Raw genomic sequence first — 24,661 nt, forward strand, 5'->3', positions numbered from 1 at the left:
AAAACATCAATTGTTATGATTGGTGTTTTTTTGTTTCTAGCGATGAGTTTATATTTTTAACATCGCTACTTTTGATATATCTCTAACGGCAAACCATCAGGATCTGAAAAAAAGGTATAAGCTTTTTGGGTATATTCATCAATCCGAATAGGTTCAACGTCTACCCCTTGAGTTATTAAGTAGGCGACGGTTTCTTCAACTGAGTCAACCACAAAGGCTAAATGCCTTAGGCCGCAAGCTTCTGGATAACTCAGGCGAGCGGGAGGACGGGTAAAAGAAAACAATTCAATTTGACTACCGTCTGGCAAGGCTAAGTCTAACTTATAAGAATTACGCTGTTCGCGATAATGCTCAGCTACTACCTTAAGCTGCAATATATTTAGATAAAAATGTTTAGATTTTTGATAATCGGAACATATTATTGCGGCATGGTGAAGTCCTTTTAGCATGCAGACTCATTATATTTAACAAGTTTATTCAGTACTTGAATCGCTTTTTCTAACTGACCTTTTTGTTCTAGCACCTTGGCAAAAGATTGTAAATCTACATTGTCATATTGATTACCTTCTAGATTCACTAATGAATTGAACGCCTTTTCAGCACGATCCCAATCTTGATCAGCAATAGCTAAGTGCGCCAAACAACTTAACCATTTCGCATTTGACGGTTCATGATGTAGGTGTTTTTGAACTGCTTGCATCAATTCATTAGTGGCAGAAAGTGGTAATAATCGTATCTGCTTAAGCAAATAGTGATTAGCTCCTTTTTTAATCACCGGTAATAAAATTTTAGTCAGAGGTTCATTAATTTTATGCTGGGCTAAAATTTGACAATATGCCAATAAAACGGCTTCGCGTTGTTTAATTTTTCTCGGAAGCGCCTCCCAATATTCATGTAATGCATGATTACTTTTTTGCTCAATTTGCTGATTGAACATGCCAGTAAATGCCTGAGCTTCCCATAATTGAACTTTACTTTGTTCAAGGGTTTTACTCTTGCGTGCAGCGGCTAATTGCTTAACTACATACTCAAAGCGCTGTTCAATTAAACTCAGATTAATATCAAGCGCAAGTAAGCGATCATCATGACCAATATGTTTATGATGTTCGTCAATTAACTCGCGCGCTTTATTATATTCTTTATAGTTGATTAATAGTTTTACCGTTACTAAAACGGTTTCTAACCCCAATTCTTTGGTGCTAATTTCTTGCTCATTAAGCAAAGCAAGATAATGTTTACTGTTCGTAGCTAAACCTTGCTTATTTGCAGCACTAGCGGCTAATAAATAACATAACTGAGCTTGTTGCGAAGGCTCTGCACATTTACTTAACAAATGCTCTGCTTGTTGATTATCTTCTAAAATATAACAAGCTATACCTTTATTAAAGTCTCTTATGGCCCTACGGCGACTTGCAAAAGCGATTTTATTCCATGTGCCAAACGTTAACTTTAAGCCTCCTCGAAATACTTTTATTGAAAGCATTAAACCAATAAAAATTAGCACTAACATGATAATGGCAGTAACCACGGTAGACTCTACCGTCAGGTCACCCATAGCAATTAAAATATAACCTTTTTCGTTAATGAGTAATGGGCTAATGGCTACCGCTGCAAAGAATAATAAGATTAAAACAACAATTTTTTTCATTAGTTGTTCTCACTCTTGTTAATTATTTCATTATCATCATCAATTATCGTGTTATTGATAGCTGAATCATTAGCGGTGTTTTCTGCCTGAGTATCATTAACAGCGCTTTCTAAATCCTCTGTTACATTAGGAAGTTCTGTTAAGGGTTTTTCCGCCAGCAATGTGCGAATTTCACTTAAAGCAGATAGGCTATTAGGATAATCTGCATCTATAGCTTGTGCTTTAAGCTCTTGAATAGACTGCTCAAAATGTTGAGAATTTAATTGGCTCATATCAAAATATTCATTAACCCAGGCCGATACATCCGTTAACGTTTGTTGAAATACTTGAGTTTGACGTTTAGTTACAGCCCATTGTGCTACTTGCAATTTAAGCATGATATTTTCACGTAAATTTTGTTGGTACTGCGGTGACATTAAGGGCTCTACATTGCCTTCTCTACGACTTACCGTAATAAAGTCTGCTAAAAATTTACGCCAGGTTTTGGCTAAGTTTTCTTGCCAATCTGAAGTGTTTTCAGAAAGTATTAAGCTTTCTTCTTTATCTGAACTCTCTGGTATTTTTACCATAGCTAAAGGCAATTTATTAACTTGTTGGCCTAATGCATTTAACGAAAGTAATATGCTTTCATTATCAATAACGGGTAATAGCTGTAGCGTTTCAATGTCGTTTCTTATTGCCTGACGAATAACAATATATTGTGGATCATTTAATTCTTTTAAGCGGCTGTCAGCATCTTTTAATAAATTAATCGCCGTGCTTGTATTTTTTTCTAACCATAACGTACGACTGGCAATTCTTAGTAAATATTGAGCTTCGTGCACAAGCCAATCAGACGATTTATTTTGCTGTAGACGACCTAACTGCTGTTCTAACTGTTTTATTCGGGCATTACTATGAGCAACTTTTTGATCCATCTGTGTCACTTGTTGATGAATTTCATTATTAACTTGAGTCGACAAAGTATTCGCTTGTTGCTCAAATAATTGAGTAACTTGCTTTTGTATTTTCGATTGTTGAACTACAAGCTGTTGTTGAAAATTTTGGTGCTCTGCGGTCAATTCCTTGCTATGCATGAAATGCATTGCGGTGAAACCGCCAGCAACAGCAAGAGAAATAAGTAAAGATAAAACAGCTATTTTTGAAATGGGGACTTTTGATGAAGCAACAATTGGCTGTTTGGTATTTACAGAAGACGTTCTAGATTTACTTGGTTGTGCATTTTTCGCAGATAAATCATCAGACTGTGCGCTTTTTTCAGTGTTTGTATTAGACGAGTTTTGAGTTGGTGAAGTTAAAGAAATACTGGCAGATAAACCAGCTTCACTACCTTTTTTGGTATTATCAGCACTTTGAGAAGTACTTTGCGATACTTTTTTATCTGATGACGAAGTAGAGTCAGGTGTTTTTTTGTCAGTCATAAGTTAATTCCGTATTCAACAAAGTAGTTATTATGGCTTGGTTTGTAGCCCCATGAGTATTTATTACATTTCTCAATCCAAGTGCCGTTGCACAAACGGCAACTCTCTCACTAATTACAAACCAAAAACAATGATTTTTCCAATAGTCGTCGGAAATATCGATTATTTGCACAAGATGATTTAAAAAAGCGTTACTAGTAACGACAATACAGTTTATTTGTGATTGACGCCATTGTTGAGCTTGATCAGCTGCAAATTCTAGCCAAACTTTTTCATATACCGATAAAAAGTTTACTTTAGCGCCCTTTTTTTCAAGATTTTGAGCCAAATACTCTCTACCATCTTCGCCACGTACGATAGTCACTCGACAATGACTCAGCGAAGGTTGTTCCAATATGGGTAACGCTAACATTCCTTCGCTATCAAAGCTATTTGGACACAAACTTTCAATATTGTAACGCTTTAACGCTTCTTGAGTACTAGAGCCAACTGCAATGATAGCTTCTATATCACTTAATGACTGCCATTGGTTAATACTAAAATGCTGTTGTGCAAATTCAACAGCCGCAATGCTAACAAAAACAAGAATCGTTGGCTTATGCTCAATTAAGTGGTGACGTATTATTGCCTCGTTAGCATTCGAGTTATATGTCATTATGGGGTGACATAATGGCTTAAACCCAGCTAAAATTAACTGCTGCGCAAGTTTTTCACCCTGAGCTTTAGGCCTAGGCACTAAAATCGTATTAATTTTTTGATTCATAAACGCTTTTAAGAATTTTATCAGCTCCTTGTGCTAATAAATTTTCTGCAAGTTGTAAACCTAATGACTCTGCTTGCTCAACATCTCCAGACACTTCACTTTGCAAAATTTCACTACCATCGACGGCACCAACTAATCCGCGTAATTTCAACGTTTGATTATTAATTTCGGCATAGCTTCCAATGGGGACTTGGCAGCCGCCTTCCAGTGCTCTATTCATTGCACGTTCAGCAAGTACGCGTATTCGTGTTGTAGTACACTCTAGTGGTGCCAATAATGTTTTAATTGTTTCATCGTTAGTTCGGCATTCAATACCAACAGCCCCTTGACCATTAGCAGGTAACATAGTTTCTGGATCAATAAACTCACGAATTCGTTCTGGCATTGCTAACCGAATCAAACCTGCAGCAGCTAAAATAATGGCATCGTAATCTCCATTATCTAACTTTGCTAATCGTGTATTAACATTACCGCGTAAATCTCTAATATCAAGATCAGGCCGTAATGCCTTTATTTGGCACTGACGGCGTAAACTTGATGTTCCAACAATGGCACCTTTAGGAAGCTCAGCTAAACAATTAATATGATTAGATACAAATGCATCACGAGGATCTTCACGGGGGCATATCACTTCAAGACCTAAGCCTTCTGGAAATTCTACAGGTACATCTTTCATCGAATGAACAGCAATATCAGCACGACCTTCTAACATTGCGACTTCAAGTTCTTTAACAAATAAGCCTTTTCCACCTACTTTTGCTAAAGGAGTATCAAGTATAATATCACCTTTAGTAGTCATAGGAATTAATTCAACTTCTACGTCATTATGAAAGTGTTCAAGTTGTGCCTTTACATATTCGGCTTGCCATAGTGCCAACGCACTTTTACGCGTAGCAATGCGAACAAGTTTAGTGGTCATATTATTTCCTAAAGTTATTAATTTGCTGTTACTGTTATATCGGCGTCGGCTTGAAGAGAGATGGCCTTAGAGATAAATTGCCAAAATTCGCCACCGCCTCTTTTATCAATCCAATTGTCATCTTCAAGATGGAAATGATGACCATTAAATTTTGTCGCCACCCAAATCTCATGTAATGGGGCTTGCTTATTAATGATAATTTTACTGCCGTTTTTAAAGGTAAGTGTAAGCATGCCACTAACACCTTCATAATCAATATCTACACCGCAATTTTCTATTGCCTCTTCAAGCGTTAAAAGAAGCTCATCGGCAATAAAATTGTACTGGCTGTCGTTCATAATATCGTCCTTTGTAAAAACGTAATTGAAACCTTGTTGATCTGCTAGTTTATCGTTCTGTTATCATTGATAGTGATTCATTTAAGTGTTTTTTATACGATTTAGTTATGATAAATATATATAAATTGCGCACCACATTGTACTATTTTGCTTTTATTAGCGAAAAATCAACTTATCAGTATTCATAAAATGAAAGATTAACACGTTAGAGGCTTTTCTTTCACTGGTAACTTATGGTCATCGCATTATAAAACGTCTATCATGGGAAAAAAATCGAATTGATCAAAAATGCGTAAACTAAATTCATTAAATCTAGGTTGCCTATTGGCATTAGTACTATTATCCGGTTGTGGAATGCCAGGGCCTTTATATCAAACACCCGAGAAAGTGCCGGAACCTGCACCGAAAGAAAAAATAAAGAAAGCATCTTCAAGCGATCATATGGCTAGCCCAACAGATCAGGATAATACATAGTGGATTTTTTTAATTATAGAAATAATACATTGTTTGCAGAAGACAATGCGATCGCTAAATTAGCTGAGCATTACCAAACACCACTATATATATACTCAAGAGCAACTATTGAACGTCATTGGCATGCATTTAATGATGCCGCGGGTTTACATCCACATTTAGTTTGCTACGCCGTAAAAGCCAACAGTAATTTAGCTGTTCTCAATGTATTAGCACGATTGGGTTCAGGTTTTGATATTGTCTCAAAAGGGGAATTAGCACGTGTTATTGAAGCTGGTGGCGATGCAAGTAAAGTTGTGTTTTCAGGAGTAGGTAAAAAAGTTGATGAAATTGCATTTGCATTAGAAAAAGGGATTTACTGTTTTAATGTAGAATCCGAGCCTGAATTAGCACGTATTCAACAAGTAGCCCAAAAGCTTAATAAAAAAGCTGCCATTTCATTACGGGTAAATCCTGACGTTGACGCCGGCACTCACCCTTATATCTCTACGGGTTTAAAAGAGAATAAATTTGGAGTAGCAATAGATGATGCCATCACGATTTATTTAAAAGCCTCAACTATGTCGCACATTGACATTAAAGGTATTGATTGTCATGTCGGTTCGCAACTTACTACCATAACACCCTTTATTGATGCCCTAGACCGTATATTAATGATGGTCGATAATTTAGCCGAACAAGGTATTAACTTATCGCATATTGACGTAGGCGGTGGTTTAGGTGTTACTTATCAGGATGAGCAGCCGCCAATGCCTAGCGAATATGTAGCAGCAATTATTGAACGCATAGGCGAACGAAAGTTAACCATCTTGTTTGAACCTGGCCGCGCGATTATGGCAAACGCGGGTATTTTAGTTACCGAGGTGGAATTTATTAAAACTAATCAAGGTCGACATTTTGCTTTAGTTGATGCCGCAATGAATGACCTTATACGCCCAGCATTATATCAGGCGTGGCAAAATATTGTTCCTGTCACTCCCAATGATACACTTGAAAGTAAAACCTACGATATTGTAGGACCCGTTTGTGAAACCGGTGATTTTTTAGGTAAAGACCGTTTATTAGCGATTCAAGCTGGTGATTTACTTGCTGTGCGTTCATCTGGCGCATATGGCTTTACTATGAGTTCAAATTATAATAGCCGACCAAGAGCCGCAGAAGTCATGGTTGACGGTGAGCAGCATTATTTAATTCGTCAACGTGAAACATTAGCCCAACTGTGGCAAGGTGAATCCTTACTACCAGATAACAAGTAGCTTAATTAAAACTTAAGCGGTAAGAGAATAATACAAAAATGCTAGTAAACTTTTCAAAAATGCATGGTTTAGGTAACGACTTTTTAGTTATTGATAATGTTACCCAAAATGTGTATTTACCAAACGATCAAATAAAGCGATTAGCAGATCGTAATTTTGGTGTCGGCTTTGATCAATTATTGGTGGTTGAACCACCTTATGATCCTGATTTAGATTTTCATTATCGTATTTTTAATGCTGATGGTAGTGAAGTTAATCAATGTGGTAATGGTGCTCGTTGTTTTGCCAAATTTGTTCGGATGAAAGGATTAACCAATCGTAATAAGATCCGCGTTTCAACTCATGCTGGGAAAATGACATTATTCGTTGAGCGAGACGGTAATATTACCGTGACTATGCCTGTTCCGCAGTTTGAACCCAATAAAATTCCTTTTAATGCGCAAAAAGTAGAAGGTACCTATATTTTACGTAGTGAAGACGATACCGTTCTTTGCGGTGCGGTATCACTTGGTAATCCACATTGTGTGATTACTGTTGACTCTATTAAGGAAGCTCCTGTAGAAAAATTAGGAGCTAAGCTATCAGTGCATGAGCGTTTTCCTGAAGGTGCAAATATTGGCTTTATGGAAATTGTTTCAGCCGATACAATTAAGTTACGCGTTTACGAACGAGGCGCACAAGAAACATTGGCTTGTGGTAGCGGTGCATGTGCGGCTGTTGTTATCGGCCAAATGCAAAAAAAATTAGCAAAACAAGTATTTGTAGAGTTACCCGGTGGAAAATTAAAAATATATTGGAAAGGCCCTGGCCATCCAATAAAGATGACGGGTCCTGCAACACATGTCTTTGATGGACAATTATCAATATGAGTAAAGAAATGAATTCTGACACAAGTTCGGTAGAATCACTCCAGACTGAAGAAATAGCGCTATCGGATGACATTGTCGTTAGCTTTTTACAAGATAACCCAGAGTTTTTTAATCGGCATCCAGAGCTTGTCACAAGCTTACGAGTACAAGACTTCCAACGTGGTACAGTATCGTTAGTTGAGCGCCAGCAACAATTGCTACGTACTAAAGTTCATAACTTGGAAGAAGAAATCACTCATTTAATGTCTGTCGCCAATCAAAATGAACAACTTTTTGTTTTATATAGTGACTTATATTTACGTTTACTCGATTGTAAGGACAGCACTGAACTTCTTGATTGTCTTACCCAAGCTACTACTGAATTATTATCGTTATCAGGCTTAAAACTGTGGTTAGCTCAGCCTGCAGATATTGCTCACTCGAGTATTTGTAACGAAAACTGCCAAGACATCTTTGATAATCGTTTAGCGCAAGAAACCTATTATTTTGGTCGTTTGCAACAAAGTGAGCAACAACAAATATTTTCAGAAAGCGTGCTTGGCTCTGTGGTATTAATCAAATTAAGTGATCAGCACGGCACTATCGGATTTTTAGCAATTAGTAGCCAAGACGCTGATCATTTTGATCCTCGAATGGATACGCTACTCATCAGCCAATTTACACGCTTGGTGTCAAAGTTATTACGCCAACACATAGCATCTAAGTAATTAAAGGTTATTTTATCTGTTATTACGGGAACTATAGATGAAATTTTATCGACGGCTAATGCCTTTCAAGGCCATTAGTTTTGACTTAGACGATACTTTGTATAGTAATCATCCTGTGATGACCAAAACAGATCACCAGATGATTAATTACTTTACACAACATCTGCCTAAAAGCTCAAACCAGTATAACTATCAGTTTTGGTTTGAGTTTCGCCGACAAGTGTTAATGAATAATCCAACGTTAAAACATGATGTTGCAGCTTTACGTTTTCAAACTTACCTTATAGGCATAAAATCTTTAGGCTTTAGTGATATGCAGGCTAATAAGATCGCACACTCTGCAATGGAAACATTTAATTTTCATCGTAGTAATTTTACCGTACCGAAAAAAAGCCACTTACTTTTAAAAGAGTTATCAAAAAAATATCCTTTGGTGGCAATCAGTAATGGCAATGTAAACACAGAAACAATCGGCATTGCACACTATTTTAATCATATTTACCATGCTGATTTAAGTAAACAACAAAAACCTAGCTCCGCTATGTTCTCACTGGCATGCCAAGATTTATCAATTGAACCCCATCATTTATTGCATGTCGGTGATTGTGGACACAGCGATATTTACGGAGCGATTAAAGCTGGCTGTCAAAGCGCTTGGCTGTCTCGCTATACTGTAGGCAAGCCATTATCTATGTTACCCAATATTGAAATAGCTGATATTACAGAACTACATAAATTGGCTTAATGTAAGTTATATTCCTTGATAGACTACTTCGCTAACTAGATTTCGCAAAGCCACCTAATTTCGGTATAATCTCGACATTCTGCCGACAATAAAAACACCTTATTTTATGGATGTATCTCAACTTTTAGACGACTTAAATGATAAACAACGTGATGTCGTTGCCGCACCATTACAAAACATGCTGGTACTTGCCGGCGCAGGCAGTGGAAAAACCCGAGTATTAGTACAACGTATTGCTTGGTTAATGAAAGTTGAACATGTTTCTCCCCATAGTATTTTAGCCGTGACTTTCACTAACAAAGCGGCTGCTGAAATGCGATCTCGAGTGGAACAGGTGGCAGGTGGTAATATTCACGGTATGTGGATTGGCACTTTTCATGGTTTAGCTCATCGTTTATTGCGCATGCACTTTCAAGAAGCTAAGCTGCCACAAAGCTTTCAGGTACTTGACTCGGATGATCAACTTCGTTTAATAAAGCGAATAATACGCTCTTTAAATTTAGATGAAAAGCGCTGGCCAGCTAAACAAATGCTATGGTATATCAATGGCAAGAAAGATGAAGGGCTTCGCCCGCAACATATTGATACACAATTCGATCAAACCGAAGAAACCTTCGTTAAGGTGTATAAAGCTTACCAAGATGCCTGTGATAGAGCCGGATTAGTAGATTTTGCTGAGTTATTATTAAGAGCTCACGAGCTATGGTTACATAATCCGGAGTTATTAGCCCATTATCAACAACGTTTTCGTCATGTATTAGTAGATGAATTTCAAGATACTAATGCAATTCAATATGCTTGGTTAACATTACTGGGTAAAGATAAAAGCAAAGTCATGATAGTTGGAGACGACGACCAGTCAATTTACGGCTGGCGTGGTGCAAAAATTGAAAACATTCAGCGTTTTTTAAATGACTTTGATGAGGCTCAAACTGTACGTTTAGAACAAAATTATCGCTCCAGTGCTAATATTCTCAATGCAGCTAATAAGCTCATTGCTAACAATAATAACCGCTTAGGTAAAGAGCTATGGACAGAAGATGATGCTGGCGAAAAAATCTCAATTTATACCGCTTTAATGAAATAGATGAAGCCCGCTTTATTTCAGGACGGATAGAACAATGGCGTTCAAATAATGGTTCGCTAGATAACGTCGCTATTCTCTATCGTAGTAATGCACAATCGCGTTTACTCGAAGAAGCCTTAATTCAAGCCAAATTACCTTATCGCATTTACGGAGGTTTACGCTTTTTTGAACGCCAAGAAATTAAAGATGCACTGGCGTATTTACGTTTAATTAATAATCGCGATGACGATGCAGCATTTGAACGTATTATCAATACACCCACTAGAGGTATTGGTAACACCACTTTAGCTTTGGTAAGAGATGCGGCTAGAAGTTTAGAACTTACTTTATGGCAAACTTGTCAACAGATGTTGGCTAACGACGAACTAAAAGGACGAAGTGCTAAAGTTATCACGCAATTCATTCGGTTAATTGAACAATTAGAAGACGATTCAACTAATTTAGACTTGGACCAACAAGCCAACTTTGTCATTCAACATAGTGGTTTGAAAGCTATGTATCAAGCTGAAAAAGGCGAACGTGCTCAAGCTCGGATTGAAAACCTGAACGAATTAGTGACGGCATGTCAAACCTATGAAATGGAACCTGAGTTAGAAGAAGAGCAAACCAAACTCACTGGTTTCTTAACTCATGCTGCTTTAGAATCTGGCGAATCACAAGCAGACGAATACGAACCTGCAGTTCAGTTAATGACAATGCATTCTGCCAAAGGGCTAGAATTCCCGTTAGTGTTCATTGCCGGTTTAGAAGAAGGTATGTTTCCATCACAACAATCCGTTGAAGAAATTGGCCGCTTAGAAGAAGAACGACGTTTATGCTATGTCGGCATGACCAGAGCAATGGAAAAACTTTATCTTTGTCATGCAGAGAGCAGGCGCTTATATGGACAAGAAAAATTTCATCCACCCAGTCGATTCTTACGTGAATTACCTGAAGAGTGTGTAGAAGATATTCGCATACGAAACCAAGTATCTCGTCCCACCACAACAGGGCGTTTTTCGAATACGATAACTTTAGAAACTTTTGAAAACACCGGCTTTAAATTAGGGCAGTCTGTTGTACATCAAAAGTTTGGTGAAGGCGTTGTGCTAAACTATGAAGGTAGTGGCGCTCAAAGTCGTATTCAAGTAAATTTTTCTGAAGTAGGTAGCAAATGGCTAGTAGTAGCGTATGCTAACCTTAAGGCAGTATAAAAGTTAGGTTTAACATGACAAAAAAGTTATTAGTTGTTGAAGATAGCAAAGCCATTGCTCGAGTAATACAAAAAATTGGTGAGTCACTTAATTATGAAGTAACCATTGCTGAAAGCATGGCGAAATTAGAGTTTATTCTTCAACAAAGTACGGACTTTTTTGCAGCGACTATTGATTATTCTTTACCTGACGGCCCCAATGGTGAGGCAATCGATTATGTATTGTCTCATAAAATACCAGGGGTTGTTATGACGGGGGTAATGGATGATGTTACTCGCCAAAAAATACTCGCCCAGGCTGTTATTGATTACATACCTAAAGAAAACAGCCAAGCTTATATGTATTTAAAGCGTATTCTCTATTGGCAAATGATTAATAGTGAAATAGGCATACTGGTTGTCGATGATTCTCGCTCTGCTCGAGTATTAATCGCTGAGTTATTAAAAAGACGTAATTTTACTGTATATGTTGCCGAAAACGGCATGCAAGCCATGGAACTTCTCCAAGAATACCCTTCAATTAAAATGGTGATCACTGATTTAGAAATGCCTGAAATGGATGGTATCGAATTAACAAATGAAATACGTCGACGATTTGATCGCGAAAAGCTGGCTATCATAGGTGTTTCAGGGGCAACATATGGTTCAAACACCGCACGTTTTATCAAAAATGGGGCTGATGACTTTTTAAGAAAACCATTTTGTCCCGAAGAGTTTTACTGCCGCGTTACCCAAAATATCGAAAACTTAGCCAATATTGAAAAAATTAAAAAAGCAGCTTTGACTGATTACTTAACTGAACTACCTAACAGACGCGCTTTTTTTCAACAAGCAGAGGGGGCAATAGCTCGTTATCACAGCAAGGCAACTAACTTCTGTTTGGCTATGATTGACATCGATTTCTTCAAAAAAGTTAATGACACGTATGGTCATGATGCCGGTGACCATGTATTAAAAATAATGGCGTTGTATTTAAGAAAAAATTTTGGTTCAGGGTTAATTGCCCGTTTAGGGGGGGAAGAGTTCGCTATTTTAATTGAGGATACAGACAAAAAGCAGTTACTTAATAAAGTAGATAGATTCCGACAAGATATTGAAGAAGCGATAACACCCTTTGAGAAAGACACTATTAGGTTTACTGTCAGTATCGGCGTAATCTTTAATAGTACTGACCCTCTCGCGAAACAGCTCAGTATTGCTGATGATGCACTTTATTATGCAAAAGAAAATGGACGTAACCAAATAAAAGTAGCAAATTGAGTAATCATTCCAACTAATGTATTTAATTATCCTAATTAAGCTTATGTAATAGCCGGTTTTAACTGGCGAGCTTTCTTTTTATGGTTATGAAATGAATCAAGGCTATAAATTACCAGTGCTACCCAGATAAAAACAAAGGTAATTATTTTTGCTGTTGATAAAGGTTCTTGATAATAAAAAGTAGCGAGTAAAAACATAATACTTGGCCCAATATACTGAAAGAACCCTAAAGTTGATAATGTTAAACGTTTCGCAGCCGCAGTAAAACACAATAATGGCGCCGTAGTGACCACACCAGCGAGTATTAGCCCTGCATTTAAAGCCATAGAGTTATTAAATAAATTGCTGGTATCGCTTGAGATAAACAACCACCAATAAACAGCGGCAATTGGCAACATTAAAATAGATTCAATTAACAAACCAATAAACGAATCGACTGCCATTTTTTTTCTAAGTAAACCATAAATACCAAAAGTGCCTGCTAAGGCTAACGATATGATCGGTACCGACCCAAGTATAACAACTTGAATTAATACCCCTATAACTGCTAAAAGTACTGCAAATAGTTGCCACTTACTGAGCTTTTCATGAAGAAAAAGCATGCCTAAAGCCACGTTAAGTAATGGGTTAATATAATAACCTAAGCTAGCATCTAATAAGTGATCATTATTAATTGCCCAAATAAATAGAAACCAATTAACTCCTAAAATTAGTGCGGTAACTGCTAACTGAAATACCAGCTTAGGGGAGTTTTTAATTAATAAAGCTAGTGAACGCCATTTCCCCGTAATAACAATAATCACTAGTAATAGTAGGCATGACCAAAGTACACGGTGCACCATAATTTCATCAGCACCAATATTATCGAGCAACTTAAAGTAAATAGGGGCAATTCCCCAGAGAAAATAAGCGCTGATAGCACTAATAACACCTTGGCGTTGTTCTTTCGATGCGAGTTGGTTGTGAGTCATATTAAAAGCAATGAAGATAAAGAATCATTATATCATTATGTTAAGTCATACAAGTATGGCTAATTCAAAATTATTTATTCTTATGTCATCATAAGCATCCTATCTTCAAAATTCATCATACACAGTACTTATCATATACATGGTTAACCCACCATATAAGTTCCAGTACCAAAGGCTATATGATCATTTTGTTCGTTATGAAGTTCCATCCTCGCTACGGCAACTTTACTACCACTACGGATAATTTTTGCCGTGGCAATAAATTCATCACCTCTCCCTGGAAGTAAAAAATCAGTACGTAGGTCAATAGTGCTCAATTTCCGTAGGCTTAAAGCGATACTTTGTGAAGAATGATCTGTCAGTTGAGCAATAATATTGGCTGCCGCTACAACGCCTCCCACTAAATCTAAAGCGGTTGCCGTAACACCACCATGTAGAATTTTTTGCATTGGATTACCGACTAACTTATCTTGCCAAACAAACCTAACTTCTGACTCTTGGTGATCAAATTTAGTGATATTTAACCCAAGTAATTGATTAAATGGCATGTCATTATTCCAAAACTTTTGCATTTGCTGCAGTATTAGTGCCTGATCCATAAGAAACCTACTGGTAAGATGAGTTAAGAATTCTAGTGTATAGGAATAATCACATATTTAACAATAAATCACTGTTTCGCCCTGTCGCTCTCAGGTAAAATACCCAGAATTACCAATTAACTGAAAATTATCATTGTCTGCTCTTCCTATAAAATCTGACCATTCAACACTATTAAATGCTTTACAGCATTTTTTTGGCTATTCCAGTTTTCGCTTTGGTCAGGAAAAAATTATTGAGCAAGTAATGGAAGGTAAAGACAGTTTAGTGTTAATGCCTACAGGGGGGGGGAAATCATTATGCTTCCAATTACCCGCAGCATTACTCCCTGGTATCACCATTGTTATCTCTCCACTAATATCTTTGATGAAAGATCAAGTTGATAGCTTAAATAGGCAAGGAATTTCTGCAGCGTACATCAATTCAAGCTTAACAAACGAAGAAATTAACCTTATCTTTCAACGTTTAGCCAATGCGGAAATTAAATTACTTTATTTAGCACCAGAACGGCTCAAAAGTCGCTATTTTATTGAGGGTCTTCATAACTTACCGATCAGCTTGTTTGCAATAGATGAAGCACATTGTATCTCCCAATGGGGTCATGACTTTCGACCAGCATACACCCAATTAAATTGTTTGAAGCAACAATTTCCGCATATTCCTATTTTAGCTTTAACAGCTACTGCTGATGTAACAACGCGAAAGGATATTTTAACGCAACTGCAGTTAAATCAGCCTAATATCCATATCGATAGTTTTGACCGGCCTAATATTCGCTTAACGATGGCAGATAAATATAACGGTATTCAACAAACTATCGGCTATATAAAAAAACAAGGGAATCAAAGCGGTATTATTTATTGTAATAGCCGTTGGCAAGTTGAGAATGTTGCTAAGTCACTTGCTTCGGTAGGCATTAACTGCGCGGCGTATCATGCGGGTTTAGAAAGTGAAATACGTAACAATGTACAGGAAAACTTTGCCAAAGATAATATTCAAGTTGTAGTAGCGACAATAGCATTTGGCTTAGGAATTAATAAGTTAAACGTTAGGTATGTAATTCATTTTGAACCACCGCGGACCTTAGAATCTTATTACCAAGAGATTGGTCGTGCCGGCCGAGACGGTTTAGCCGCAGAGGCACTTTTTCTTTATGATGATAAAGATGTGCAACGAATTATAAAACGTATCAATGACAATGATGATGAACAACGTGTTGATGTAGAAATGCAGCGTTTCCAAACAATGCAAGGGTTTATTGATGCGCAAACTTGTCGACGACAAGTTGTACTAAATTACTTTGCTGAATATACCGAAAAATCCTGTGGAAACTGTGATATTTGTTTGGATCCCCCCACTCTTTTTGATGGAACACTTGCCGCTCAAAAAGTTCTATCATGTGTCTATCGTATTGGACAGCAAGGTAATATTGATTATCTTATTCAAGTCATACGTGGTGAAGTAAACAAACAAGTAATAGCCAGTGATCATGAAAAAGTATCGACTTTCGGCATAGGGCGAGATAAAACCCCCGGTTATTGGCACGCAATAATTAGACAATTAATCCATTTAGGTTATTTACAACAAGATATTGCTAGCCAATCAATGCTTTGTTTAACTCAAGCCTCTCGTAACGTACTAAAAGGCGAAAGTGTATTAATGTTAGCTGCTCCAAGGCTACAAAAAGCCAGTTATTGGCAACAGAATAAACAACACAGAAATAATTACGATAGGAAATTATTTAGTAAACTACGAGAATTACGAAAAATGATTGCCGATGCTGAAGATATTGCCCCTTATATTGTATTTAACGATGCAACATTAGCTGAACTAGCGAGTATCAAGCCGTTAAACGCACAACAATTTTTAATGATAAGTGGTGTTGGTGATACCAAACTTACACGCTATGGAAAGCCATTTATCGACGTCATTCAAGAACACTTACACTTAAATAACTAGTGCTTTGAAAAAGCACATACAAAAAAGCGCCCAAGTAAGAGCGCTAATATTCAAATATAACTAAATTTATTTTTTACTTGCGTAATATGCTGAGATATTAACAATATCTTCATCAGATAATGGCATTGCCATTGCTGACATCACAGGATCTTTACGGGCACCAGATTTAAAGTCTTTTAATTGCTTAACAAGATAAGCTTCTTTTTGACCGGCTAAATTAGGATACATAGGAATTGCAGATATACCTTCTGCACCGTGACAAGCAACACATGTTGCCGCTTTAGCTTTACCTGCCGCAACATCGCCAGCAAATGCAGGAGATGCAATCATCACAGTAGCTGCAATAGCTAAAGTAAATTTTTTCATAATTTATCTCTCTTTCATGGTTAATAATAGATTTAGTCTTAATGGATTATATGTAAAAAGACCAAAGCTGTCGTTGCTTTTTTTGTATTATACGCATAACTTTGCTATTGATCATAAAAATGTGCTTTAGATGTCCCATAATTACCTAAAAAATGTTATTAAACGTATTGTTTTAGATGATACCTACGAAATAATTGACTTTCAGATTGTCAATTTCACCTGGCAGAGCGAGGAAATAATTATATTTACTCGTTCATTTTTTCAGTTGTTAACAAACTTACATTTAATTGAAACAATTGATGGTGCAGACAGGCATAGCTTACGCTTCAGCTACCAGAACAATGAATTTATTTTAAACATTGAATGTATATGTGAATCTATCTGGATTGATGCTTATGCTACGTCACATAAAGACATTTTCAGCATACTATTTCAAGAAATAAAATCTCAACTTTTACAGGATCTACCATGAAAAAAATTTTAGTCAGTGCCTGTTTGCTCGGTGAAAAGGTTAGATATGATGGTAATAGTCAGCAACAACATCACGTTATGCTAAATAAGTGGCAGCAACAAGGTCGAATTATTAGCATATGCCCAGAAGTCGCAGGAGGGCTTACGATTCCAAGAGAGCCCGCGGAAATACAGCCCGATTCGCGTGTTATAACCCAAAAAGGTATAAACGTAGGTCATCAATTTCTACTTGGCGCCGAAAAAGCGTTATTTTTATGTCAAAAATATGAAATTCGCTATGCGCTATTAAAAGAATCTAGTCCCTCATGTGGTAGCCATACTATTTATGACGGCACATTCTCCAACTCAAAAATATCAGGTATGGGAGTTACTGCCGCGTTATTAGAGGAAAATGGTATTCAGGTATTTTCTGAACACCAGATAGATGAGTTAAATCATTTATTGAACTGAACTAAGCTAATTTAATTTTAACTAGCAACAGCAATTTGATTATATTGTGAGCTCTGTTGCATTTTAGTTATTAGTGCTCGAGTCTGGTTAATAGCACTATGCACATTTTTAGTTAAATCAAAGGTATTAACAGCAAGAGAAATTGTCATCTTGGGCAACCTTATACCAGTTTTACTGCTAACAAACCTTAATCGCTCAACACCTTGACGTATTTTTTCGGCTATTTCAGATGCAGCTAAACTGTCTATTTCAGGTAATAAAATCGTAAATTCATCTCCAGAAGAACGAACTGGCAACCCACTTTCACCAACATAACTAGTCACTTTATTAGCTATTTTAGCTAATAAAACATCACTAATTAGGCCACCAAATTTTTCAGTAACCTGTTGCAGTTGATCTACATTAATGACTATTGCAGCTAAGTTTTTCTTGGGATCTTGTTTTATCCAATCTTCAATGTGCTTATTTAGTGCTTTTCGGTTATATAAGCCTGTCAAAGGATCTAAATAAATTTCTTTACGAATTTCTTGTAACTCATTTTTCAAAGTAACAGTTTGCACTTTCGATTGCTGTAATTGTAAGTTAAGCTTTTCTTGCTGTAGTTTAAAGTTTCTTGATGCTTTATGTATGCTTAAGAGAGCTTGTTTAATTTGCTGATGATCTTGTGAATAAAGGCTTTCGGAATGCTTATCAACATCAGTAATAAATTGCTCTGCCTGTTGTGATGACTTTTTACTGCTAATTTTGACTTGCTCAATAACATTGTCAATATCACTAATTATCTCATCTCGAAATTGATCTCCCCCCAATAAAATCTGTCGGTAGACTTCGTCAAGAAAAAAGTTATCGAGTGGTTTTTCTGAAGATAATTGCTGGTTGATAAGTGCTGTTAAAGTCGCATTTTTATCATTAATGTACTCATAACTCACAGCATAGTTTATTGGGGTCGCAGGCAAACACCATTTCTGCAATTGTTTAATTGCTAGTGCAAGTTTTTGATCCGCTTGTGTAATAGAATCATGATTCTTCACAATTCACCCTTCATATACAACATTTCAAATTACGAAAAATTTATTATTTTCATATTCTCTAGGAAAAGCATGAAAACATCTATAGAAAATACAAAATAAGTGAAGGAATTTATTAAAAATGGCGTAAATTAATGGTTTTAGCGAATGCTATATAGATTTTCTTAACAAAAAACAGAAAAAGGTGGCGCGCAAAAGTTACCGCAGGTACAAACAACTGAATACAGTTTTCAGATAAGCCCCCACTATATCTAAATTCGGTAGTTCCGCTGCCATAGAGTAATCCGTAGGCCGGTAACTTTGCGTCTCTAATTTTCATTAGATTTGCCCTTTTCGAGCCTTAGTAGCTCAAAAGCCATTATAAGGAAAAAAAAATCCTTGTAAACCTATAGATAATCATCTTTAACACTTAATTCCGACAAAATACTCTTGGTATGGTTATACTGTTTAGATATTATAATTTCTGCGGTGTTAGGACATTTCTATAGATGAGGGCTTTGGTGAAACGACGTGCATTATATTTAGTTGTCTTCATTTGTATTTTCTTAAGTGGTCATACTATAGCTCAAGAACTTGCGATTACTGAAAACATTAAAAAGATTGATGCTTTTTTTGCAATGGAAAAAGAAATACTTCCTGCTGACGAAGTAATAACCCTGGCTAATAAGGTTATCAAACAACGTCACTACTATAGTGCTAATACCATCGCAAAAATGTTTATATTATTGTCTGACACTGCGGATAATAAGGGCGACTTAGGAAAATCAATACAATTTGCTCAAGATGGATTAGGTGTTGTTGGTATTAATAACGTTCTTAGAGTTAATTTATTACTAAAGTTAGCCGCTGGCTATTATGTAGAAGGTCATTTTCATCAAGTTCATGAGTTCGCTCAAGAAGCAGTAAAACTATCAAGACATATCACTTCAGTAAAATCATTGCTTGTCGCGTTAAGCTATAGCGCCATGTCAAATGCTTTAATCGCTAACAATTCTGCGGCACACCAAGAATTACAAGAAGTATCTCAATTATTGGCAGATAATAATCAATTTAATAATCACCTTGAAGTTATTGAGATACTTGCTTTAGCGCTTTTATACCAACAAGACTATAACACCGCAAAAACACTATATAATAAAGCAATAAAATTACGTTTTGAATCCAATAAAATAGATGGTATTGATCGAAGCTATTATTATCTTGCAACAACAAATTTAAAATTAGCCCGATTAAATGATGCTTATAGCGGCTTTTATCAAGCTAAGCAGCAAGCAACTAAAAATAAGTTACCCATTCGTATCGCCTTTGCTAATTTAGGCTTAGGCCAAGTGTTATTGCTGCAAAAAGATTATGCACAAGCCATCGAACATTTACAAAAAGCAGAATCTCGACTAAAAAACGAAAGTTTTGGCGCTCCTTATTTAACGGCTCTAATAAACTTAGCTAAAGCATACTCTGCCATTGACGATAAACCAGCCTCTTATATAGCACTTAAACGAGCAGAGCAGTTAGCTCAAAAAATTGAAATAAGTTACGATCAACTGGATCTCTATACATTACTCGCTGACATGTATAGCGAAAAAAATAAAGAACAACAAGCACTTGAAGCCCTGAAAAAGCAGCTACAACTTTATAAAGAGCACTATTATCAAAAGCCTGTTACGGCGCAAGGTGAAAAAGACATTTCTCTTGATTTAAAAAATAAGCAAATCGCGTTAAACGTTGCTGTCCAATCAGATTTACGTCAATCTTATTTTAAAAAATATCAAAACACTAAAAAGATAATTTATTTATTATTAGCGCTACTCATTATTTTTTTATTTACTTCTTTTTATTTATATTTGAGTCAACGAAATCAACGATTAAATAAAGCCTATGACGATATTGAAAGACCTATTGATTACATTGCTCCGCCGCCGCAAACAAAAAAGATGTATCAATTAAACTTCAAAAAGGCACGAAAATTCGAATATGTCATATCTGTTGGTTATTTATCAATTGATAATTGGCAAGAACTTACTTTTAGTTTTAACAAGAAAGTTGTTGCAGAAGTGACTAAAACAATCGCACTATTAATTAATGAATATATTGGCGAGTTTGATCAAGTTGGATTAATTAACGAGGGTGAATATCTATTCTTATCACCACATCAAAGTAAAGAAAGTCTACAGGCCAAATTAAACTTACTTTCAAATGCAATAAATACTCGTTTTTTTGCTAATTTAGGCGATTTTTCAGTTAAAAACAGTTATTCCTGTCAATCTCCTAGCCCCCAAGATATAGACCCCTTCATCTTTTTATCGCGACTAAGCGAATCAGCGAGCATAGAAACGCCCACCTTTAAAAAATAAAATCTAAGAGTGTTATAACAATTTTATTAGGTGAAAATAAAAATTTTGGTGAATTATTTTAGTGGTATTAATGAACTAGAGAAACAATATATCAATTGTTTCTCTACTTTTTATGGGCGGATAACTATTTCAGGGCTAGTATTAATTTCACCATCATCACTAATAGTTGCAGGGTTTTGATCACAAAGCAAAACAGCTAAACTACCTGTAGTGCTTGTACGAATAAACGCTAAATTATAGCCGAACTGAGTTAAACTACTCGCCGCAAATTTTTGAGCCAAAGACAATTTGTCCCAAAGCGTCGCTTGCTCAGGAGTGTAGTGTCTTCTCTCTAATAACACTTCTCTTTCCATTATTGCTTGCACAAAAACCTCTGTATTCTATAGGAAGTAATCAAAAAAACCATTAATAATGGACAGTATATTACTTTTTATCGCTTTACAACTATTTTATCGTAATAAGTTACAATAAATCATACTGATAGTACCAGTTCGTAATTTACGTTAACATTGATTATCTTTATTGTCATATTTCAAAAAGTTAACGGTGAGCACTATGAGCCAAGTATTAGATGAGTTATTAAGCCTATTAAAGTTAGAGTCAATCGAACAAGGCTTATACCGTGGACAAAGCCAAGACTTAGGTTTTAGAGCATTATTTGGGGGCCAAGTCATGGGACAGGCATTGTCTGCAGCCCAAGAAACTGTTGACTCAACCCGCTATGTTCATTCTCTGCATTCGTACTTTCTCAGACCTGGTGATGCAAGTAAGCCTGTAGTGTATGAAGTTGAAAATATCCGTGATGGTCAAAGTTTTAATACACGGCGAGTAAAAGCGCTTCAAAATGGTAAAGTAATTTTTTATTTAACGGCATCATTTCAAGCCGTAGAAGAAGGGTTTGAGCATCAAAATACTATGCCAATTGTTCCACCACCTGAAGAAGTGCCTTCATATCGTGACTTTATCGTAGAGCACCAACATTTTATTCCTGAAGAAATTCGGGATAAATTTTTAGCAGAGAAACCTATAGAGTTAAGGCCGATAGAGCAATATAACTGGATAAAACCAGAAAAAATGGCTCCAATCTGTCATATGTGGATAAAAGCAAATGGAAAAATGCCAGATGATTTGCGTGTCCATAATTATATGTTGGCTTATACCTCTGATTTTCATTTTTTACCAACGGCTTTATTTACACATGGCGTAAGTTATTGGCAACCTAATTTTCAGCTAGCAACAATTGATCATTCTATGTGGTTTCATCGCCCTTTCCGTATGGATGATTGGTTATTGTATGTGATTGAAAGTCCTACTACTGGGGGGGGCAGAGGCTTAGTACGCGGGCAAATATATACACGCACTGGTGAATTAGTCGCCAGTACTATGCAAGAAGGAGTTATGCGTCAACGTTAATATTTTTACTAATGGTTATGATTGGCGAAAAGTTTGCCAATCTTTACCGCTAGGATGCTGAAAGAGGCGTATATTAAATACCTTAGCCATTGCAAAGAGATGGTCAAAAATATCGGCTTGGATATTCTCATAGTTGACCCAGTTTTGATCATTACTAAAAAAATATAACTCTAACGGCAGGCCTGCGGCTGTTGAGGGTAATTGTCTTACCATGCAGGTCATATTTTTATGCACCTTTTCATGTTGTTTTAAATAAGCTTCAATATATGCCCTAAATGTACCTATGTTAGTAAGTTGACGGCTATTTACGTCAGTGTCTTCTAAATTAAATTTTTCTGCATGATTTTCAAGCTGAAGCGTTTTCTCTTTTAAATATGGCGCTAGTAAACGAATTTTCTTAAGTTCTTCTAATTGTTCTTTGTTATAAAAATCTATACTTGAAATATCAATATGAAGTGCTCTTTTAATTCGTCTACCACCAGAGTTAAACATATCCCGCCAGTTTTTAAATGAGCCACTAATCAATGCATAAGTGGGCACAGTGGTAACGGTACGATCAAAATTTTGAACTTTTACTGTACTAAGTCCTATTTCAAGAACATCACCATCAGCACCATATTGTGGTATTTCAATCCAATCACCTGGCGCTACCATTTTATTCGCTGAAATTTGAATGCTTGCCACTAAACCTTTAATAGTATCTTGAAATACAAGTAATAATACTGCTGTTAAAGCACCTATACCACTTAGTAAATAGAAAGGAGAACGATCAAGTATGTATGAAATAGATAAAATAGTTGCCACTAAATACACTAGTAATTTAATTACTTGCAATGTTGAATTAAGGGGGAGGTAGCGTTCACTAGCCTTCCTTTCATAAATACTTTTTATAACGTTAAGTAATGAAGAAATAGCCCGAGCAACCTGAAAGCAAATTGCAATTTTAGCTATGGTCAGTAAAAACTGGCGGTATAAGGTATCTTCAAGGGTAAAAATAGGCACTAAAAACAGTAACACTATGTAAGGCAGCATTAATGCAATTCGTTGAAATACGTCATGCTCAAAAAATAAATCATCCCACGTGTTATTCGAATGTATGACTACTTTTTGCACTAATCTAAGCACCTGATGCTTCGCTAAGTAATAGCTAACAGCACATAAGAAAAAAATACAGATACTTCCAACGAACGTTACACTCAATGTAAGATTTACATCAGATATTCCATTATCGCTTAACCATTGTGTTATCACTGCAAGCATGTTTTTTCCTAACGATTATTATTTTTTAATTGGTCTAATAATTGATCTTTTTCAATCCACAATTGATTAACCCACTTTTGAAAACTAATTTTATAATTTCTATCATTTACGTAATCACCAAGCAAATCTTGCTCAATGTCTTTAATTTCAATAACAACTTTAAGCTTCTTAATTTTTCCACATAAAAAGTCGATAAAGTTAGGCATGCCCTCAGGGTAATATATAGTGACATTAACAATTTTATTTAAACTCTCACCCATAGTTGAAAGTACAAAACCTATTCCACCGGCTTTAGGTTTTAATAAATTATTAAAGCCTGCATTCTGCTTTTGATGCTTTTCATCGGTAAAACGAGTGCCTTCAATAAAATTCATCACACTCACAGGTTTATATTTAAATTTAGCACAGGCTTTTTTTGTGGTTTCTATATCTTTTCCCTTCAAGTGTGGGTTTTTCTTGATAAAACTTTGGCTGTAACGTTTCATAAATGGAAAATCGAGCGCCCACCACGCAATACCTAGAAATGGGACAAAAATTAATTCTTTTTTTAAGAAAAATTTTAAAAATGGAATTTTTCCATGTAAGACGCGTTGTAATATCAATATATCTACCCAAGATTGATGATTACACACCACTAAATACCATTGCTTAGGATTTACTCCTTCAAGCCCAGAGACATCTATTGATAAATTAGTAAATAATTTTTGATTGAGTGTATTAATCGCCACCCAATTACTGGCCATATGATCAAGTAAATAGCTAAATACTTTTTGCGTGGTATTAAATGGTAATAATGCCTTTAAAATTGAAAAAACAATAATAGGAATTAACCATAAAAAAGTATTAAGTGCGTAAAAGCAAAACGACAAAAAGCCAATTAAGAAAGCAGGTAAAAAATGTAACATAATACGTCTAAAAAAGTTCGTTAATATAGCAACAGAGTAAAATTATTTTATCATTGTTACCTTCGTTTAAAAAGCGTATTAGTCGTTTACTCTTACGCTTGAAGAATTAATAAACTTTCAAGCTAATAGAGTAATTTAGATGATTGAAGGGAAAAATCTTTGCTAATCGCTAAAAAGCTAAAAAAGAATTTATATTTATCTAACAATAAGT

The 24,661-nt window shown here is 36.0% G+C and carries 24 protein-coding genes, 1 pseudogene and 1 riboswitch; of the genes and pseudogenes, 12 read left to right on the top strand and 13 right to left on the bottom strand.

Annotation, left to right across the window (positions count from 1 at the left end):
- Nucleotides 1-65 precede the first annotated feature (65 nt).
- From gloA2 to cyaY, 6 genes are read right to left on the bottom strand one after another with little or no spacing between them, the layout of a single operon-like run.
- A complete protein-coding gene (gene gloA2 / locus IE155_RS08820) occupies nt 66-449 on the bottom strand; it encodes an SMU1112c/YaeR family gloxylase I-like metalloprotein (RefSeq protein ID WP_189377885.1) in 384 nt (127 codons plus the stop codon).
- Complete coding sequence (locus tag IE155_RS08825) at nt 443-1,648, bottom strand: heme biosynthesis HemY N-terminal domain-containing protein (protein ID WP_189377886.1); 1,206 nt, start codon at nt 1,646-1,648, stop codon at nt 443-445. The genes gloA2 and IE155_RS08825 overlap by 7 nt, the downstream gene beginning before the upstream one ends.
- Nucleotides 1,648-3,069, bottom strand: coding sequence for a uroporphyrinogen-III C-methyltransferase (locus IE155_RS08830; protein WP_189377887.1), 1,422 nt, complete (start codon nt 3,067-3,069; stop codon nt 1,648-1,650). Before IE155_RS08830 ends, IE155_RS08825 begins: the two co-directional genes overlap by 1 nt.
- Nucleotides 3,062-3,832, bottom strand: a complete 771-nt coding sequence (locus IE155_RS08835; RefSeq protein ID WP_189377888.1) for a uroporphyrinogen-III synthase — start codon at nt 3,830-3,832, stop codon at nt 3,062-3,064. Before IE155_RS08835 ends, IE155_RS08830 begins: the two co-directional genes overlap by 8 nt.
- Complete coding sequence (hemC, locus tag IE155_RS08840) at nt 3,816-4,751, bottom strand: hydroxymethylbilane synthase (protein WP_189377889.1); 936 nt, start codon at nt 4,749-4,751, stop codon at nt 3,816-3,818. The genes IE155_RS08835 and hemC overlap by 17 nt, the downstream gene beginning before the upstream one ends.
- Nucleotides 4,752-4,768: 17 nt before the next feature.
- Nucleotides 4,769-5,089, bottom strand: a complete 321-nt coding sequence (cyaY, locus tag IE155_RS08845) for an iron donor protein CyaY (RefSeq protein ID WP_189377890.1) — start codon at nt 5,087-5,089, stop codon at nt 4,769-4,771.
- Between the two features lie 288 nt (nt 5,090-5,377).
- Here cyaY and lptM point away from each other — a divergent pair, with 288 nt between their 5' ends.
- From lptM to IE155_RS08880, 7 genes and pseudogenes are all read left to right on the top strand, one after another.
- A complete protein-coding gene (gene lptM / locus IE155_RS08850; protein ID WP_189377891.1) occupies nt 5,378-5,563 on the top strand; it encodes an LPS translocon maturation chaperone LptM in 186 nt (61 codons plus the stop codon).
- The gene (gene lysA / locus IE155_RS08855) at nt 5,563-6,819 is read left to right on the top strand and encodes a diaminopimelate decarboxylase (RefSeq protein ID WP_189377892.1); all 1,257 of its coding nucleotides are present in this window, start codon (nt 5,563-5,565) and stop codon (nt 6,817-6,819) included. The genes lptM and lysA overlap by 1 nt, the downstream gene beginning before the upstream one ends.
- 38 nt (nt 6,820-6,857) lie before the next feature.
- Complete coding sequence (gene dapF / locus IE155_RS08860; RefSeq protein WP_189377893.1) at nt 6,858-7,688, top strand: diaminopimelate epimerase; 831 nt, start codon at nt 6,858-6,860, stop codon at nt 7,686-7,688.
- Nucleotides 7,685-8,395 (top strand): DUF484 family protein, encoded by a 711-nt coding sequence (locus IE155_RS08865; protein ID WP_229817168.1) that lies wholly within the window; start codon nt 7,685-7,687, stop codon nt 8,393-8,395. The genes dapF and IE155_RS08865 overlap by 4 nt, the downstream gene beginning before the upstream one ends.
- Nucleotides 8,396-8,432: 37 nt before the next feature.
- The gene (locus IE155_RS08870) at nt 8,433-9,140 is read left to right on the top strand and encodes an HAD-IA family hydrolase (protein WP_189377894.1); all 708 of its coding nucleotides are present in this window, start codon (nt 8,433-8,435) and stop codon (nt 9,138-9,140) included.
- 106 nt (nt 9,141-9,246) lie between these two features.
- Nucleotides 9,247-11,420, top strand: a pseudogene (gene uvrD, locus IE155_RS08875) (DNA helicase II).
- Nucleotides 11,421-11,434: 14 nt separating this feature from the next.
- Nucleotides 11,435-12,679, top strand: coding sequence for a diguanylate cyclase (locus tag IE155_RS08880; protein ID WP_189377895.1), 1,245 nt, complete (start codon nt 11,435-11,437; stop codon nt 12,677-12,679).
- A 41-nt stretch (nt 12,680-12,720) separates the two neighbouring features.
- Here the strand turns inward: IE155_RS08880 and rarD are convergent, their stop codons facing one another.
- Nucleotides 12,721-13,650, bottom strand: coding sequence for an EamA family transporter RarD (gene rarD, locus IE155_RS08885; RefSeq protein ID WP_189377896.1), 930 nt, complete (start codon nt 13,648-13,650; stop codon nt 12,721-12,723).
- 143 nt (nt 13,651-13,793) lie between these two features.
- Complete coding sequence (locus tag IE155_RS08890) at nt 13,794-14,249, bottom strand: thioesterase family protein (RefSeq protein WP_189377897.1); 456 nt, start codon at nt 14,247-14,249, stop codon at nt 13,794-13,796.
- 133 nt (nt 14,250-14,382) lie between these two features.
- Here IE155_RS08890 and recQ point away from each other — a divergent pair, with 133 nt between their 5' ends.
- Complete coding sequence (recQ, locus tag IE155_RS08895) at nt 14,383-16,206, top strand: DNA helicase RecQ (protein WP_189377898.1); 1,824 nt, start codon at nt 14,383-14,385, stop codon at nt 16,204-16,206.
- A 66-nt stretch (nt 16,207-16,272) separates the two neighbouring features.
- On the opposite strand, the gene IE155_RS08900 is transcribed toward recQ, so the two are convergent.
- Nucleotides 16,273-16,572, bottom strand: coding sequence for a c-type cytochrome (locus tag IE155_RS08900; protein ID WP_189377899.1), 300 nt, complete (start codon nt 16,570-16,572; stop codon nt 16,273-16,275).
- A gap of 130 nt (nt 16,573-16,702) precedes the next feature.
- Here IE155_RS08900 and IE155_RS08905 point away from each other — a divergent pair, with 130 nt between their 5' ends.
- Entirely contained in the window at nt 16,703-17,044 is a 342-nt protein-coding gene (locus tag IE155_RS08905) for a DUF3630 family protein (protein WP_189377900.1), read from the top strand.
- Complete coding sequence (locus IE155_RS08910) at nt 17,041-17,493, top strand: 2-thiouracil desulfurase family protein (RefSeq protein ID WP_189377901.1); 453 nt, start codon at nt 17,041-17,043, stop codon at nt 17,491-17,493. The genes IE155_RS08905 and IE155_RS08910 overlap by 4 nt, the downstream gene beginning before the upstream one ends.
- A 17-nt stretch (nt 17,494-17,510) precedes the next feature.
- Here the strand turns inward: IE155_RS08910 and IE155_RS08915 are convergent, their stop codons facing one another.
- Nucleotides 17,511-18,524, bottom strand: coding sequence for a GGDEF domain-containing protein (locus IE155_RS08915; RefSeq protein ID WP_189377902.1), 1,014 nt, complete (start codon nt 18,522-18,524; stop codon nt 17,511-17,513).
- Nucleotides 18,525-18,777: 253 nt separating this feature from the next.
- Nucleotides 18,778-18,860: riboswitch (cyclic di-GMP riboswitch) on the bottom strand.
- A 161-nt stretch (nt 18,861-19,021) separates the two neighbouring features.
- Here IE155_RS08915 and IE155_RS08920 point away from each other — a divergent pair.
- Nucleotides 19,022-20,872 carry a tetratricopeptide repeat protein gene (locus IE155_RS08920; RefSeq protein WP_189377903.1) on the top strand — a complete coding sequence of 617 codons (1,851 nt, stop codon included), beginning with the start codon at nt 19,022-19,024 and terminating at the stop codon, nt 20,870-20,872.
- Nucleotides 20,873-20,982: 110 nt separating this feature from the next.
- Here IE155_RS08920 and IE155_RS08925 read toward each other — a convergent pair whose 3' ends face one another.
- Nucleotides 20,983-21,237 carry a hypothetical protein gene (locus IE155_RS08925; protein WP_229817170.1) on the bottom strand — a complete coding sequence of 85 codons (255 nt, stop codon included), beginning with the start codon at nt 21,235-21,237 and terminating at the stop codon, nt 20,983-20,985.
- A gap of 190 nt (nt 21,238-21,427) precedes the next feature.
- Between IE155_RS08925 and tesB the strand changes: the two genes are divergently transcribed.
- On the top strand, nt 21,428-22,285 hold the full coding sequence (gene tesB, locus IE155_RS08930) for an acyl-CoA thioesterase II (RefSeq protein ID WP_189377904.1): 858 nt from the start codon (nt 21,428-21,430) through the stop codon (nt 22,283-22,285).
- A 15-nt stretch (nt 22,286-22,300) separates the two neighbouring features.
- Here the strand turns inward: tesB and IE155_RS08935 are convergent, their stop codons facing one another.
- Both IE155_RS08935 and yihG read right to left on the bottom strand, forming a co-directional pair.
- The gene (locus tag IE155_RS08935; RefSeq protein WP_189377905.1) at nt 22,301-23,545 is read right to left on the bottom strand and encodes a mechanosensitive ion channel family protein; all 1,245 of its coding nucleotides are present in this window, start codon (nt 23,543-23,545) and stop codon (nt 22,301-22,303) included.
- 8 nt (nt 23,546-23,553) lie between these two features.
- Nucleotides 23,554-24,450: a 1-acylglycerol-3-phosphate O-acyltransferase, YihG family gene (gene yihG / locus IE155_RS08940; protein ID WP_189377906.1), complete on the bottom strand. Its 897-nt coding sequence runs from the start codon at nt 24,448-24,450 to the stop codon at nt 23,554-23,556.
- Nucleotides 24,451-24,661 lie beyond the last annotated feature (211 nt).

Source organism: Thalassotalea profundi, from assembly GCF_014653195.1.
Classification (GTDB): Bacteria; Pseudomonadota; Gammaproteobacteria; order Enterobacterales; family Alteromonadaceae; genus Thalassotalea_B; species Thalassotalea_B profundi.

Coding starts and splice junctions, on each gene's coding strand:
- gloA2 (WP_189377885.1), bottom strand. CDS start 449: ATGCTAAAAGGACTTCACCATGCCGCAATAATATGTTCCGATTATCAA.
- IE155_RS08825 (WP_189377886.1), bottom strand. CDS start 1,648: ATGAAAAAAATTGTTGTTTTAATCTTATTATTCTTTGCAGCGGTAGCC.
- IE155_RS08830 (WP_189377887.1), bottom strand. CDS start 3,069: ATGACTGACAAAAAAACACCTGACTCTACTTCGTCATCAGATAAAAAA.
- IE155_RS08835 (WP_189377888.1), bottom strand. CDS start 3,832: ATGAATCAAAAAATTAATACGATTTTAGTGCCTAGGCCTAAAGCTCAG.
- hemC (WP_189377889.1), bottom strand. CDS start 4,751: ATGACCACTAAACTTGTTCGCATTGCTACGCGTAAAAGTGCGTTGGCA.
- cyaY (WP_189377890.1), bottom strand. CDS start 5,089: ATGAACGACAGCCAGTACAATTTTATTGCCGATGAGCTTCTTTTAACG.
- lptM (WP_189377891.1), top strand. CDS start 5,378: ATGCGTAAACTAAATTCATTAAATCTAGGTTGCCTATTGGCATTAGTA.
- dapF (WP_189377893.1), top strand. CDS start 6,858: ATGCTAGTAAACTTTTCAAAAATGCATGGTTTAGGTAACGACTTTTTA.
- IE155_RS08865 (WP_229817168.1), top strand. CDS start 7,685: ATGAGTAAAGAAATGAATTCTGACACAAGTTCGGTAGAATCACTCCAG.
- IE155_RS08870 (WP_189377894.1), top strand. CDS start 8,433: ATGAAATTTTATCGACGGCTAATGCCTTTCAAGGCCATTAGTTTTGAC.
- IE155_RS08880 (WP_189377895.1), top strand. CDS start 11,435: ATGACAAAAAAGTTATTAGTTGTTGAAGATAGCAAAGCCATTGCTCGA.
- rarD (WP_189377896.1), bottom strand. CDS start 13,650: ATGACTCACAACCAACTCGCATCGAAAGAACAACGCCAAGGTGTTATT.
- IE155_RS08890 (WP_189377897.1), bottom strand. CDS start 14,249: ATGGATCAGGCACTAATACTGCAGCAAATGCAAAAGTTTTGGAATAAT.
- IE155_RS08900 (WP_189377899.1), bottom strand. CDS start 16,572: ATGAAAAAATTTACTTTAGCTATTGCAGCTACTGTGATGATTGCATCT.
- IE155_RS08905 (WP_189377900.1), top strand. CDS start 16,703: ATGTCCCATAATTACCTAAAAAATGTTATTAAACGTATTGTTTTAGAT.
- IE155_RS08910 (WP_189377901.1), top strand. CDS start 17,041: ATGAAAAAAATTTTAGTCAGTGCCTGTTTGCTCGGTGAAAAGGTTAGA.
- tesB (WP_189377904.1), top strand. CDS start 21,428: ATGAGCCAAGTATTAGATGAGTTATTAAGCCTATTAAAGTTAGAGTCA.
- IE155_RS08935 (WP_189377905.1), bottom strand. CDS start 23,545: ATGCTTGCAGTGATAACACAATGGTTAAGCGATAATGGAATATCTGAT.
- yihG (WP_189377906.1), bottom strand. CDS start 24,450: ATGTTACATTTTTTACCTGCTTTCTTAATTGGCTTTTTGTCGTTTTGC.